Origin of the sequence: Pseudomonas sp. Irchel 3A5 (assembly GCF_900187575.1) — a bacterium.
In the GTDB taxonomy this organism is placed as follows: domain Bacteria; phylum Pseudomonadota; class Gammaproteobacteria; order Pseudomonadales; family Pseudomonadaceae; genus Aquipseudomonas; species Aquipseudomonas folii.
On the sequence record NZ_FYDU01000003.1, the window covers coordinates 1 to 12,762 of the forward strand.

The following is a 12,762-nucleotide window of genomic DNA, read 5'->3' on the forward strand; positions in this document are numbered from 1 at the left end:
GGGCAGGAGCACTATCTACAATAGAGGCTCTTGGCCTTAGGAGCTCAACAGCTTCCTGCTCTCCCTCGATGATCAGTCGAGAACTATGGCGCGGTGAGGCGCTAGAGTCGAGATACAAGGAGCTCACGAGCGACGCGAGGCAGCGACGGCGGCGTGTCAGACAAAACGCTATCGCGGCCTCGCGGTGCTCGTGCGCTCCTACAGGTCAAATGTCTAAGGCACGGTAGCCTTCAGTAGAACGTCATGTGGGGTGCGAGTTCTGATTGCCCAACATTCATTTATGCTCAGTCGAACCGACCTGCAGCGAACCTTCCAGAAACTCGATAAACGCACGTACTTTCGCATTCAATGCCGACCGTTCTGTGACACACGCATAAATATCCATCGGTTCAGATTCCGCCGCTGCAGCGCCGCGGTTGCCTGAGTCGAACAACGGCAGCAAACGGCCGCTGTCGATAAGCGGCTGCGCGATAAAGCTGGCCAGCCGGGCAATGCCGCCGCCGTTCAGGGCGATCTGCGTGAGCATGTCGATGTCATCGCAGACAAAACCGGGATTGACCTTAGCCTCGAAACGCTTGCCGTCGAGTATGAAATTCCACGGCAGAAAACGCCCGTCGGTGGGGTAACGAAACACCAGGCAGGCATGCGCTTTCAGCTCGTCGGGCGAAGTAGGCACGCCAGCCCGATCAAGGTATCCAGGCGAAGCGCAAAACACGAATGGAAGCGAAGCAATACGTCGCGCCACCAACTGATCACTCAGTTGGGCCTCGATACGAATGCTGACGTCCACGCCTTCCAGCCGATGATCAACACGCCGGTCTGCACTGATCAGCTCGACGTCAATGCGCGGGTAAGCCGCCTTGAAGGCTGGCATGAGCGGCGCCAATACGTGACGTCCAAACGCCGCGGTGGTCGCAATGCACAGCGGACCTTGAGGGTCGGTGGCGACAGCAGCGGCTTGCGAGGCGAGTTCGATGTCACGCGGGATGTGCCGCACCTTTTCGTAATAGCGCGTACCGCTTTCAGTCAGCGCCATCCTGCGGGTGGTGCGCGAAAGCAACCGTGTGCCGAGATGCTTTTCCAGTCGGCTGATGCTTTGACTGACCGCCGCTGCACTCATGCCCTGAGCACGGGCCGCCGCAGCGATGCTGCCCGCTTCTGCCACGCGGATAAATGTGTTGATCAAACCCAGAATATCCATCGCATTCCCGACGCCTGATTCGTTGATTTTACTTAACAGTGATTCAAGTATTAAGCCGCTACCGGCATCCTCGCCAGCTTGCTAGTTTGGCGGCTCTTGTGACACCCATCGCTGAAGAGGTTAACCGATGACTGCTGGAACCAACCAGAATACCTTGCGCCTGCGCTTTCCAAAACGGGCGACGCCTTACATTTTTGCGCTCTACATGGCGACCATCATGGCCTTTCTGATGTGCCTGGTGATCACCCTGGCGGAATTTGGCTTCGACGAACACTACATGAAGAATGTGATGAATGCGTATCGAGTGGCGATGCCATCTGCATTCATCTGCGTGCTAGTGGTCAGGCCGATGGTTGCCCGGCTGGTGGCGTGGACAGTTCATGGGCATTGATGGGGTTGCAGGATTGCATCGATACCTGCGAGAGATTACATGTTGGCCTGCAAACTGACGTGGGACCGGCTTTAGCCGGGAATTTCCGGCGCCCCTCAGGCTGCGAATGTACTGCTCCTTCGCGAATGAATGCCCACAGAAGCCACGCAAATCCGTAGGACCGGCTTTAGCCGGGAGAACGTCGGGACATTCGCTAAATATCCTTCGACAGAAATCCCGCCCTCCCGGCTAAAGCCGGTCCTACGAGGCGAACATGAAACCTGCCCCAGGGTTCTGTTTAGCTGGATCGCAGCGCAGCTAGAGGGGCAGAACGGTTACGATCTACCGTCGCCCTTCAATCAACATCCGCACCGCCAGCCCCGCCAGCACGGTGCCCATCAGCCAGCGCTGTACGACCTGCCAGAAAGGCCGGCCAATGAAAAACGCCGCAATTGAACCGGCCATGATTGCAATGGCCGCGTTGACAGTCACGCTGATAAAAATCTGCGTAAAGCCCAGTACCAAAGACTGCACCAGCACACTGCCGTGACCAGCAGGATCAATGAACTGCGGCAATAACGACAAATACATCACCGCCACTTTAGGATTCAGCAGGTTAGTGATGAAGCCCATCATGAACAACTTGCGCGGGCCATCCTTGGGCAGATCTTTGACCTGAAAGGGAGAGCGACCACCCGGCTTGACTGCCTGCCACGCCAGATACAGCAGATACAACGCGCCGCCGACTCGCAGGGCGTCATACGCATAAGGAACGGCCATGACCAATGCGGTAATACCCAACGCGGCAAACACCATATAAACGACAAAGCCCAATGCAACGCCGCACAGTGAAATCAAACCTGCGACCCGGCCTTGGCAGATCGACCGCGAAATCAGGTAAATCATATTCGGGCCGGGTGTTAACACCATGCCAAGTGAAATCAAACCATAGGCAACCACGGTGGACAGTTCGGGCATGGTGTCGCTCCTTGAGAATGTTCGGAGCAAGATTAATCCGCGTAAAGCAAAGACGTTAGACACAGATTCAAAAACAAAACGGCATACACAGACACGAAGTATCTGAACAATTTAAGATGAGCCAACTGGAGCGATTCCTCTCACTTCAACCTCAGGACACCCAATGCTCATTGTCTTCAGCGGTCTTCCCGGTACCGGTAAAACAACCATCGCCCGTGAACTTGCCAGCCAGATGCGTGCGGTTTATCTACGGATAGATACGATTGAGCAAGCGATCCGAAACTCTGGTGAGCTTGCTCAGGATATCGGTCGTTGCGGGTACATGGCTGCGAACGAACTTGCGCTGAGCAACCTGCAACTGGGCAATTCGGTTATTGTTGATTGCGTTAACCCGGTCATGGAAAGCCGGAAAGCCTGGAGCGAAATTGCCGCACGGGCTGGCGTTCAGTTAGTCGACATTCAGGTGGTTTGCTCGGACAAACGAGAGCACCAGCGTCGGGTTGAGAGCAGAAAAAGTGATGTACCGGGATTGACCCCGCCCACCTGGAAGTCTGTGCTCGATCATGAATACGAAGCGTGGAATGAAGCGCCGTTTACTGTGGACACGGCATTGATGTCCCCAGTGGAGGCAATCGCAATCATCACCGAAAGACTTTCATCAGGCCTGAGCAATGAACCGGACAACAGCTAATCAACAGGCACTTCAATAAGGAGTTTTAAATGCTGACAGGACAATGTCTGTGCGCAACCGTGGTTTTTTCCCTCAAGGCAGAGCCGCTGTATTTCTACCGATGCCACTGCTCCCTTTGCCGCAAACAAACAGGCACCGGTTATAACTGCGCGACGATCGTTCCTGAATCCGGCTTTCAGTGGGAGGCGGGACAGTCTGAAATCAACACATGGCTCAAACCCAGCGGCTACCGGAATGATTTCTGCAAACACTGTGGCTCGACCGTTCCCAATGCCTTGCGTGGCAAGCCGTATATGTGGATTCCCCTCGGCCTTCTGGATTCGCAAGCACAGTCCATGAAGTGTATCGGTGATTACTGCCTGAGTGACGCCATGCAATGGGATACATTGAAGTCTGAAACCACGTTTGATAAGTCTCCAGAATCTTTGGAATCGCTGCTTGCCGCTCTGCGTGTTGGATATTGATAACGCTCTTTATTGGAAAACTTTCATGTCACCTGTTTTAGCAGCCGCCCAATGCGCCGTTCATGCAGGCGATATCAATGCGAACGTGAAGCTGCACAGCGAGTTCATGCAGCACGCCCATGAACACGGGGTGCACCTTCTGGTCTTTCCCGAGTTATCGCTCACGGGATATGAACCCACTTTGGCCGAAGCGCTGACGCAAGATGTGGACAGTCCGGTTCTGCTCCCCTTGCGCCAACTCGCGCAGGAAACCTCCATGACCACAGTCGTGGGTTTACCGCTGAGCATGCCAGGCCATGAAAAACCCTTGATCGCGGCCTTCATACTCCATGGCGATGGCTCGGTCGGGGTCTATACCAAACAGCATTTACATCCCGGCGAAGAACAGTATTTCAGTGCAGGTAACGGCGGCGATTTGATAAACATCGCTGGCGTGCCCACAGCGCTGTCGGTGTGCGCTGATTTCAGCCATCCAGAACATCCATCGGCAGCCGCCAGACAAGGCGCTCGGGTTTACGCCTCAAGCGTGCTGATTGGTGAAACCGGGTATCCAAAAGACAGCGCACTGTTGCAAGGTTACTCGCAGCTGCATGGAATGGCCGTCCTCATGGCCAATCATGGCGGCCCTACAGGTGGCTGGGCAGCGGCTGGGCGAAGCGCGTTCTGGGATGAAAAAGGTGTCTGCGTTGCCTCGACGTCTGGCGTGGGAAATCGCCTGCTGGTCGTTTCCAAGCATTTGCATGGCTGGCAGGGCTTCGAAACTGCGGTCGAGTGTTCTGATTGAGTCCCTGCGCACTTTTGACGGCACATTTTCAGCCTGTAACACGCCGACGAATATAGTAATGATCAAACTCGCCGCTTTCTAAAAACTGAAACCCATGGCGCGTGTAAAACCGATTCGAGGCGCTCTCTTTAAGCGCTCCGACTTTAATCGGCAGCCCCAAAGCATCCGCCTCTTCGAATATCAGCGACAGAACAGCAGAGCCTACGCCCAAACCTTGCGCAGCCAGCTTCAGGTACAGGTGATCAAGCACCAGTTCATCATCGTGCCGCTTGACCACGACAAAACCCACGCGCTCTCCAGCCATTTCGATATAGCGCGTATCCCTTGCATCAAAACTGTTGGCAAACCGCTCACGAGCACGCACTGGATCAAAGCGCCCTACCCGCTCCAGACTTTCGCGCATGGCTTCAATCCGGATGGCGACGAGATCATCAAGGTCGGTTTGTTGGGCGGGGGCCAAAGTTACCTTGGGACGGTGGTCAGTTGTAGCGAGCATCATTTGCACGCCTCTTTCATGGCGGGAGATATATAAGATTTTCTACGTAATCACGAACTGCTTCAGTGCCGCCATCATTGCAATCACCAGTACGGCCAGCCCAATCGCAGACGTCCATTCGGACTGAATGGTTTGGGCAAACCAGGACCCTTTAACAGGGTACTTTCCCAATGTGAAAATCTTTACCACTGGCCAGCCTATGGGGTAGCAAATGGTACGAAAAAAGACCTCAGCCAATATTTCCATCATCATCGACGCGCCTTGAATGACTTGATCAACCTGCGATGGCGATGTGTGGGTTGATTATCAAACTCCGCCTCACTGCCATCCCGGCTTCGCATTCCACGGATAGCCACGAACACCGTAGCGCCGTGTGTCAGCGTCATCCAGGTTTGCCTGACGACAGAAAGATAGCCATGCCTCACTCGCGGTGTCATCGAGCCCCGCCAGCCACTCGCTGACCTGGGCATCCAGCGCATCCGCATCGCCATGCATCATCCAGAGTTCAGTCAGATCGATCTGAACCACTGAGCCTTGCAACTGGCTGGCAATGAACGCCTCCCACTCAGCCAGACTGGGTGCGATGTCGGCACCCAATGCTGCCTGAAGGTCCTGCCTTCTTGAGGTGTAAGTCTTCAGTGCTTTCCCGGTGGACGCAAAACAAGTCAAAACCAGCTCGCTATCCAGCTCACCCGCATCGTTTTCGCAATGTACAAGAACGTTGACCAAGTCATCCGAATCGAACAACGCCAACCACAAAATTGGTAACTGATAACTGGCAGCCAACAAACAGGCATCCTCCAGTTCGGCAGCCAGGGCGGGTTCGGATTGGCTGTGATTCATCAAGTAAACTCGATTTGCCATGTACAACTCCTTGACCAACGTCCGCAAATGGATTGGAAGTCTTTTCGATAATTCTGACGCTGCCAAACCCGCGCACGCTTTATCCAGATAAAACAGTCGCAGCACTCATCAAGTCTCAAACACAGGGATAGCCAATCTCTGCGGCGAACTTCCGGGCCTCGGCAAAATCCAGACCCGGATTGAGGGCCTTCACCAGTTCCTCGGTCAACAGGCCGTGTTCGTAGATGCGTTGTACTGAAGAAAGTGGAAGCTCGATTTCATAATACTCATTGGCAAAAGCGACATAAGAAGCTGCGGGTTCGCACAAGACTGCGAGTTTAGACGAGCCGTCATCAACCCCAGTCGACACGCAATTTGCACACGCCACTTTATGCCAGCCTGGGTCCTCAGTGCGACTCCAATAGCAGTAGCTCACGCTGTGCATGCTGAACGCGGGCTCATTCAGAAATGATGCAAAAGCCTGGGGAAGTTGAATCCTCACGGCGGCTGCAAGGTCGTTATTGCAAGCATCCGATGCGTCGTGAGCAAACCCTTTTATCGCGGCACCGAATGATCCGAAGAGCAAAAAACAATCGTCGCCTGATCCGTTGCGCATCGAGGCCATCTCCTCACCATCACCCCAATGCGCATCGAAGCTGTAATACCTGTACTCCCAGTCGGGTGAGACGATAGCTTCAAGCATCGCCAGTGCTTTAGCCTTTAGTCGAACAGTTGCGATGTCAGGAAGTAATAGGGGGGCGAACGGAATAATGTTACGCACATTCAATTCCAGAAATTAAAAAGTTATAGGATCGTTGGGATTGTAGCCATCATCGGAGCATGGAGGAGAACGTTATGGCGTTGAGTTTTGCATCGTTACAGGAAATGGCTGTGCGCTCAGCGGCAGTCGAGGATGCCTGTAACTGCACCACGAAGAGCCTGGCAGGCTGGGAAGGCTGGCCTGCTTCACTGCGCGAAGACCAATTCCAAAAGGTTGGCTCCCTCATCGAGGAAACCAAGGAAGAAAGCACCATCGACGAATACCACCCGAATGGCACTTCATTCTGGTCACTGGACGCGCCAATCGCGCCGCGTTACTACCCTTACAATCGTTGCGAGGTATGGGAGTGTTTGAAATGCGGCCGACTTTATCTGCGCTACAACGACGACGGCGCCTATCACTCTGAAAGCAGAGTGCGGGCGCTTGATCCAGGGCTAATCGTTGATTTCGCGGTGTAGCAAGCCTGGCCTGCAACCTTGCTGCGCCTTTGAAACGTAGCAGATCGCCCAGCGTTCCTGACACACCGCTGTCTCGCTGTAAACATTTGACCTGTAGGAGCGCACGAGCACCGCGAGGCCGCGATAGCGGTGCATCAGACAGACCGCTATCGCTGCCTCGCGGCGCTCGTAAGCTCCTACAGAAAAGCATTCCAAATCAGGTGATTGCATTTTGTTTGACAGGACCGGCTTTAGCGAATGGACCCAGAGCCACTTGATCATCCTCCAGGGTGGCAATAGCAGGTCGCTTCACGCGCCGTGAAGTATTGACCTGATTCATTTACGGTCACCCCCACTAACCTTGAACCACACCAGCAGCCTGCAACGCCTGTATATCCTCGTCGCAATAGCCTAATTCGCCAAGCAGTTCAGCGGAATGACTACCAAGCTCAGGCACGTTTAACCTCGTACCGAAACGTTGGCCATCCATTTCGAACGGCAACATTGGTACTTTCACATCAGCGCCGTCGGGGGTCGTCAGCGCCGCCATGCCGCCCGATGCATTCAGGTGATGATCCTCAAACAGGTCTTCGGGACGCTGAATAGGCGAGAACGGCAAACCTGCCGCTTCGCAACGTGCCATGACTTCAACCTTGCTCATGTCGCCCAGACACTCGCGCACTCGCGGCAAAATGTCGTCACGCGCTTGTACCCGCTGGTTGTTCAGAACAAGCGTGGGGTCCACGGCCCATTCTTTGAAACCAAAGGCTTTGCAGAAACTTTGCCACTGGCCGTCGCTGACGACCCCGAGAAAAACCTGTTCATTGTCGGCGGTGGTGAATACGTCATAAATCGCCCAGGCCGAGACCCGATTAGGCATCGGCGCAGCGGCCTTGCCCGTGACGACTTTCTGCATCATGTGTTGCGCAACGAGGAAGGCTGAGTTTTCGAACAGACCGGTCTGCACGAACTGCCCCAGGCCTGTGGAATTGCGCTGATGCAGAGCAGCCAGGATTGAAATGGCACTGAACATGCCGCCCATTACATCGTTCACCGAAGCTCCGGCCCGCAAAGGCCGACCGACGGGCCCGGTCATGTAGGCAAGCCCGGTCATCATCTGCACCACTTCATCGAGGGCCGGTCGTTGATCGTAAGGTCCGGGCAAGAATCCTTTCATTGAGCTGTAGATGATGGAGGGTTTGATCGCTTTGACCTGCTCGTATCCCAGCGCCAGTTTTTCCATGGCTCCGGGGCGAAAGTTTTCGGTGACGACGTCCGCACTGGCGATGAGCTTACGAACCGCCACCATCCCTTCTTCGGTTTTCATGTCGACGGCGAAGCTTTTTTTATTGCGGTTGTAGGTCATCCAGTAACCTGCGCCGGAACCACGCAAGCGCCGCGTATTGTCCCCGGCGGGTGCCGGCTCCACCTTGATTACCTCTGCGCCCAGATCAGCCAGCACCAGACCGCAGGTCGGCCCCATGACCATGTGCACAAACTCGATCACACGAATGCCTGCCAACGGCAGAACCTTTTCAGTCGTCGATTGCATGTTCATTGACCCTTGCTTGCGTAACGAAAATTCTTGCCGACTCCGGCATCAGGAATGAACCCATAAAGCGGTTCGCCGGGCAGGCCCTTATGCAGCCATTCACGCGCAGCGACCAGACGATCGATATCGACGCCGGTGCGCAGGCCCATGGATTCGAGCAGGTAAACCAGGTCCTCGGTCACGATGTTCCCCGAGGCGCCAGGCGCGTAAGGGCAGCCGCCCAATCCGCCTTGAGAAGCGTCAATCGTGGTCACTCCGGCATCGAGCGCGGCCACAACGTTGGCCAGCCCCTGCCCTCGGGTGTTGTGAAAATGAGCGCTGCCCGCGACCGCCCCCAGCTCATGGCGCAAACGGGTGAATAACTGGCGGACCTGAGTCGGATTGGCATAGCCCACCGTGTCGGCCAGCCCCACCTCGTCCACCCCAAGCCCGGCCATAGTCACGGCCATACGAATGACATCATCAGCGGGAACCACGCCCTGCAACGTGCAGCCGAATACGGTTGAAAGTCCCGCCTCGATCTGTACGTGTGGGTACTGCTGATCGCGTAGCGCAACGACAGTGCGGACTTCTTCAATAACCTGCGCATGGGTCTTGCGAATGTTTGCCAGTGAATGAGGTTCGCTGACCGAAACAGGCAGGGTGATTTTCTGTACCCCGGCGTCAAATGCGGCCTGCGCACCTTTGAGATTGGGCACTAAAGCGGTGACGAATAGTCCCGGCAAGGTTCGCGCATGAGCGACCAGCTGTGCGGCGTCAGCCATCTGTGGCAGCAGCTTGGGCGATACGAACGACCCGATTTCAATCTCACGTAAACCGGACGCCGCGAGTGCTGTTAGCCACTCGATCTTGAGCTGGGTAGGCATGCTCGCCTTGACGCTTTGCAGCCCGTCACGAGGGCCGACTTCACTGATCAAAATATCAATGTCGTGATTGTTGTGCATGAAAATGACCTCGGATACAGGCCATCGGCACAAGGCCGATGGCCACTGCTTTAGTGCAGGATGGAAAGCGCGCCGATCAGCAGCGACATCACAAACATGACGCCCACGGTGCCCACCGACCATTTGAAAGAAATACGCTGGTTGTTTGCGTAATCGACATCCAGCAAACCGCACAGCAGGTAAGTCGATGCAACCAGAGGGCTCAACACATGCACCGGTTGCCCGATCAGCCCGGCAACAGCCATTTCCATAGGCCCGATGCCATAGTGACTGGCGGTGTCTGCGAGGATCGGCAGGATGCCGAAGTAAAACGCATCGTTAGTGAGTACGTAGGTGCCCGGCATACTGATGAACGCGGTGATCAACGACATGTACTGCCCGGCCCACTGCGGGATGACGTAGATCAGGCTCTCTGAGATGGCCTTGATCATGCCGGTGCCGGTCATGATGCCGACGAAGATCCCGGCCGCAAAAATCAGCAGCGAGACCAGCATCACATTGCCCGCATGACGGGAGATCAGGGCCTTCTGGTCTTCGATTTTCGGGAAGTTGACCACCGCACCGATACCGAAGGCCAGCATGAACAGAATAGGCAGCGGCAACACGCTCATGACCATGCAGGCAATCAGGGCAATCGTCAGCACGGCGTTGAATGCGAAGCGCCAGTCCCCCGGTGCGGACTCCTGGAAGTGATCCATGCCCTCACCTTCTCGCAGCTCGATAACGCCCAAACGACGCTTCTCCATGCGCCCGAGCAGAAACGCGACAAACACCACCCAGGCCAGCGCGGCCAGCATCATCGGCAGCATTTCCATGAACAAATCGGCGACGTCCACGTGCATGGCACTGGCGGCACGCGAAAAAGGCCCGGCCCAGGGCAGCATGTTCATCACGCCGTTGCTGAGCAACAAAACGGTCGCCATGACTTGCAGGCGAATGCCTGTGCGTCGGTACAGCGGCAGCAATGCGGCCGTGGTGATGATGTAAGTCGTCGCGCCGTCGCCATCCAGGCCGACACAGATACCGAGAATGGCGCTGCCAATCACGATTTTCTGCGGGTCGCCCTGAACCACTTTCAGGATCACTTTGACCAGCGGGTTGAATAGCCCGGCGTCGGTCATCATCGAAAAGTACAGGATCGCAAAAGTCAGCATGATGCCGGTGGGGGCAAGCATCTTCACCCCGTCGATCATCATCGGGCCCAGACCCGCCGCGAAGCCGCCGATGCAGGCGAATACCACCGGTACCAGCATCAATGCCACCAAGGGCGAAAGACGGCGGCTCATGACCAGGTACATGAAGCAAATGATCATCGTATAGCTGAGGATCGTCAGCATGGTTTCCCTCTTGTTTTTAGTTTTATCTGGGTGACTTTTGACGAATTTGAAGCGCCGCCCCCCGCCGTCGATTGCCGAGGGCTATGGTCAGGCAAGCATCAGTGCAACGTATTCAGACCGGCAGACCTTTGGCGCGCAGTAGTGTGTCGAAGCGCTCTGGATCAGCGGTTCCAAGACGATTGGTTTCGCGAATAGACGCCTCTCGCTCCAGGTGCGCGATGGCCTTCGGCAGCAGCGCCGCGACATCGGCCTGAGGGACTGCCAGCACACCGTCCGCATCACCGAGGATCAAATCGCCGGGCATGACGCACAGTCCGGCGCAGGCAATCGGCACATTGATTTCGCCGGGGCCATCCTTGCTTGGGCCACGATGGGTATGCCCTGCTGCAAACACCGGCAGGATGCCTTCAGCCAACTCCTCGAGATCACGGACCGCCCCGTCGATAACGATGCCGCCAAGCTTGACCCGCAAGGCCGTCGTACGAACCAGGCCACCGATCACCGCCTGGCTGACATCGCCCGCGCCGTCGATGACTAATACATCGCCGGGCTGCACCATCATTAGTGCCTTATGAACCATCAGGTTGTCACCCGGCCGAACGCGCAGGGTAAAAGCCGGGCCACACAATTTGAGTGACAGATCGCCGTGATAAACGTGCAGGCCCCTGGCGCCGATGCCGCGCCCCAGGCAATCCCCAGCCACCGCCACCGGAACGCTTCGGAAGGCTTCGATCAATTCAGCATCGAGATCGCCGTTACGCGGATTGATGCGGTAGCCGGTTGGCCAGTCATTGAGAGCAGAAACGGTCATGGTAAATCTCCAGTCAAAGGGAAAGCAGGTCAGCGTTGACGCACGACGTACGCGGCACAGGCTTGCCGTCGAGAAAATCCAGAACGTTGTTGGCCGCGTCCCGAGCCATTGCAGCCAATGCAGCGTGGGTCGAACCGCCCACATGCGGGGTCAGCACGACGTTATCCAGATGCAATAAGGGACTGTTGGACGGCAGAGGTTCGATGGCCATGGTGTCCAGACCTGCCGAGTACAATTGGCCGCTGCGTAGCGCATCAACCAGAGCGGCTTCATCCACCACTTCGCCGCGAGCGGTGTTGATCAACACCGCGCCTTCGGGAAGCATTGCCAATTCGGTTGCGCCAATCAGGTTTCGGGTCTGTGCAGTGAGCGGCACGTGCAGGCTCAGGACGTGGCTTTCACTGAGCAACGCGGCCAACGATTGCACTGCCACAGCACCCTGCAGATCACTGTCGGCGTTGAGAAACGGATCGTAGACCCGCACCCGCATACCGAGCGCCTGACACACCGTCGAGACTTTGCGCGCCACCTGACCAAAACCCACCAGGCCCAGCGTGCGCCCGCTCAACTCCAGCCCGTCTTGCGCACGAGACCAGCGCCCGGCGCGAATCTCGCTGTCCATCCAGCTGACTTTACGTGCCGCAGCGAACATCAGGCCCAGGGTCATTTCACACACCGACTGCGCGTTGGCACCGGGAGTGACGTAAACCGGAACGCCCCGGGCGCTCGCCGCAGAGACATGGATATTGCTGACGCCAACACCGTGTTTGGAGATGACTTTCAGGGTCGGGCAAGCGGTAATCGCCTGCTCGCTCAGCTCGAAAGTCCGGGAGATCACCGCGTCGATCGGCTCGCTGGCCATCAACCGCTCGATGTCAGCGACTTCCTGCCCGGCGCGAACAAACAACACCCGGCAGCCGCGCTGCGTGAGGATATCCAGTCCAGCCGGAGCCAGGCGTTCGGCGGTGACAAGAATGGAGTAAGTCATAAAGGACGCCTTGTTTTAATTATTGGCATCGGATCAGACATCGACGGACGATATCTACCGCTTATGGCATCCATGTTTAACCTTT

Annotated in this window: 16 protein-coding genes; 5 read left to right on the forward strand and 11 right to left on the reverse strand. The window is 56.2% G+C overall.

Annotated elements, in window-relative coordinates:
* Positions 1–274 precede the first annotated feature (274 nt).
* A complete protein-coding gene (locus CKW31_RS04870) occupies positions 275–1,201 on the reverse strand; it encodes a LysR family transcriptional regulator (protein ID WP_095093289.1) in 927 nt (308 codons plus the stop codon).
* A 127-nt stretch (positions 1,202–1,328) separates the two neighbouring features.
* On the opposite strand from CKW31_RS04870, the gene CKW31_RS04875 reads away from it, so the two are divergent.
* Positions 1,329–1,592 (forward strand): DUF2798 domain-containing protein, encoded by a 264-nt coding sequence (locus tag CKW31_RS04875; protein WP_095093290.1) that lies wholly within the window; start codon positions 1,329–1,331, stop codon positions 1,590–1,592.
* A gap of 321 nt (positions 1,593–1,913) precedes the next feature.
* Here CKW31_RS04875 and CKW31_RS04880 read toward each other — a convergent pair whose 3' ends face one another.
* A complete protein-coding gene (locus CKW31_RS04880) occupies positions 1,914–2,549 on the reverse strand; it encodes a LysE family translocator (RefSeq protein WP_095093291.1) in 636 nt (211 codons plus the stop codon).
* Between the two features lie 163 nt (positions 2,550–2,712).
* On the opposite strand from CKW31_RS04880, the gene CKW31_RS04885 reads away from it, so the two are divergent.
* From CKW31_RS04885 to CKW31_RS04895, 3 genes are read left to right on the forward strand one after another with little or no spacing between them, the layout of a single operon-like run.
* Positions 2,713–3,240: an AAA family ATPase gene (locus tag CKW31_RS04885; RefSeq protein ID WP_095093292.1), complete on the forward strand. Its 528-nt coding sequence runs from the start codon at positions 2,713–2,715 to the stop codon at positions 3,238–3,240.
* A 29-nt stretch (positions 3,241–3,269) separates the two neighbouring features.
* A complete protein-coding gene (locus CKW31_RS04890; protein WP_095093293.1) occupies positions 3,270–3,704 on the forward strand; it encodes a GFA family protein in 435 nt (144 codons plus the stop codon).
* 25 nt (positions 3,705–3,729) lie between these two features.
* On the forward strand, positions 3,730–4,488 hold the full coding sequence (locus CKW31_RS04895) for a carbon-nitrogen hydrolase family protein (protein ID WP_095093294.1): 759 nt from the start codon (positions 3,730–3,732) through the stop codon (positions 4,486–4,488).
* 28 nt (positions 4,489–4,516) lie between these two features.
* Here CKW31_RS04895 and CKW31_RS04900 read toward each other — a convergent pair whose 3' ends face one another.
* From CKW31_RS04900 to CKW31_RS04915, 4 genes are all read right to left on the reverse strand, one after another.
* The gene (locus CKW31_RS04900; protein WP_371856687.1) at positions 4,517–4,987 is read right to left on the reverse strand and encodes an N-acetyltransferase family protein; all 471 of its coding nucleotides are present in this window, start codon (positions 4,985–4,987) and stop codon (positions 4,517–4,519) included.
* Between the two features lie 39 nt (positions 4,988–5,026).
* Complete coding sequence (locus CKW31_RS04905; protein ID WP_095093607.1) at positions 5,027–5,233, reverse strand: hypothetical protein; 207 nt, start codon at positions 5,231–5,233, stop codon at positions 5,027–5,029.
* Positions 5,234–5,302: 69 nt separating this feature from the next.
* Positions 5,303–5,848 (reverse strand): hypothetical protein, encoded by a 546-nt coding sequence (locus CKW31_RS04910; RefSeq protein WP_095093295.1) that lies wholly within the window; start codon positions 5,846–5,848, stop codon positions 5,303–5,305.
* A gap of 115 nt (positions 5,849–5,963) precedes the next feature.
* Positions 5,964–6,608: a hypothetical protein gene (locus CKW31_RS04915; protein ID WP_095093296.1), complete on the reverse strand. Its 645-nt coding sequence runs from the start codon at positions 6,606–6,608 to the stop codon at positions 5,964–5,966.
* A 74-nt stretch (positions 6,609–6,682) separates the two neighbouring features.
* Between CKW31_RS04915 and CKW31_RS04920 the strand changes: the two genes are divergently transcribed.
* A complete protein-coding gene (locus CKW31_RS04920) occupies positions 6,683–7,066 on the forward strand; it encodes a hypothetical protein (RefSeq protein ID WP_095093297.1) in 384 nt (127 codons plus the stop codon).
* 334 nt (positions 7,067–7,400) lie between these two features.
* Here CKW31_RS04920 and CKW31_RS04925 read toward each other — a convergent pair whose 3' ends face one another.
* From CKW31_RS04925 to CKW31_RS04945, 5 genes are all read right to left on the reverse strand, one after another.
* Positions 7,401–8,597: a CaiB/BaiF CoA-transferase family protein gene (locus CKW31_RS04925; protein WP_095093608.1), complete on the reverse strand. Its 1,197-nt coding sequence runs from the start codon at positions 8,595–8,597 to the stop codon at positions 7,401–7,403.
* A 2-nt stretch (positions 8,598–8,599) separates the two neighbouring features.
* Positions 8,600–9,541, reverse strand: a complete 942-nt coding sequence (locus CKW31_RS04930) for a hydroxymethylglutaryl-CoA lyase (RefSeq protein WP_095093298.1) — start codon at positions 9,539–9,541, stop codon at positions 8,600–8,602.
* 50 nt (positions 9,542–9,591) lie between these two features.
* Entirely contained in the window at positions 9,592–10,878 is a 1,287-nt protein-coding gene (locus CKW31_RS04935; RefSeq protein ID WP_095093299.1) for a CitMHS family transporter, read from the reverse strand.
* Between the two features lie 112 nt (positions 10,879–10,990).
* Positions 10,991–11,689 (reverse strand): RraA family protein, encoded by a 699-nt coding sequence (locus tag CKW31_RS04940; protein ID WP_095093300.1) that lies wholly within the window; start codon positions 11,687–11,689, stop codon positions 10,991–10,993.
* A gap of 13 nt (positions 11,690–11,702) precedes the next feature.
* Positions 11,703–12,677, reverse strand: coding sequence for a hydroxyacid dehydrogenase (locus tag CKW31_RS04945; protein WP_095093301.1), 975 nt, complete (start codon positions 12,675–12,677; stop codon positions 11,703–11,705).
* Positions 12,678–12,762: the final 85 nt, after the last annotated feature.

Excerpts from the sequence above, each read along its gene's own strand:
- CKW31_RS04905 (WP_095093607.1), bottom strand. The coding sequence starts at position 5,233 with ATGATGGAAATATTGGCTGAGGTCTTTTTTCGTACCATTTGCTACCCC.
- CKW31_RS04875 (WP_095093290.1), top strand. The coding sequence starts at position 1,329 with ATGACTGCTGGAACCAACCAGAATACCTTGCGCCTGCGCTTTCCAAAA.
- CKW31_RS04930 (WP_095093298.1), bottom strand. The coding sequence starts at position 9,541 with ATGCACAACAATCACGACATTGATATTTTGATCAGTGAAGTCGGCCCT.
- CKW31_RS04945 (WP_095093301.1), bottom strand. The coding sequence starts at position 12,677 with ATGACTTACTCCATTCTTGTCACCGCCGAACGCCTGGCTCCGGCTGGA.
- CKW31_RS04880 (WP_095093291.1), bottom strand. The coding sequence starts at position 2,549 with ATGCCCGAACTGTCCACCGTGGTTGCCTATGGTTTGATTTCACTTGGC.
- CKW31_RS04870 (WP_095093289.1), bottom strand. The coding sequence starts at position 1,201 with ATGGATATTCTGGGTTTGATCAACACATTTATCCGCGTGGCAGAAGCG.
- CKW31_RS04940 (WP_095093300.1), bottom strand. The coding sequence starts at position 11,689 with ATGACCGTTTCTGCTCTCAATGACTGGCCAACCGGCTACCGCATCAAT.
- CKW31_RS04885 (WP_095093292.1), top strand. The coding sequence starts at position 2,713 with ATGCTCATTGTCTTCAGCGGTCTTCCCGGTACCGGTAAAACAACCATC.
- CKW31_RS04925 (WP_095093608.1), bottom strand. The coding sequence starts at position 8,597 with ATGCAATCGACGACTGAAAAGGTTCTGCCGTTGGCAGGCATTCGTGTG.
- CKW31_RS04900 (WP_371856687.1), bottom strand. The coding sequence starts at position 4,987 with ATGATGCTCGCTACAACTGACCACCGTCCCAAGGTAACTTTGGCCCCC.
- CKW31_RS04890 (WP_095093293.1), top strand. The coding sequence starts at position 3,270 with ATGCTGACAGGACAATGTCTGTGCGCAACCGTGGTTTTTTCCCTCAAG.
- CKW31_RS04935 (WP_095093299.1), bottom strand. The coding sequence starts at position 10,878 with ATGCTGACGATCCTCAGCTATACGATGATCATTTGCTTCATGTACCTG.
- CKW31_RS04895 (WP_095093294.1), top strand. The coding sequence starts at position 3,730 with ATGTCACCTGTTTTAGCAGCCGCCCAATGCGCCGTTCATGCAGGCGAT.
- CKW31_RS04910 (WP_095093295.1), bottom strand. The coding sequence starts at position 5,848 with ATGGCAAATCGAGTTTACTTGATGAATCACAGCCAATCCGAACCCGCC.
- CKW31_RS04920 (WP_095093297.1), top strand. The coding sequence starts at position 6,683 with ATGGCGTTGAGTTTTGCATCGTTACAGGAAATGGCTGTGCGCTCAGCG.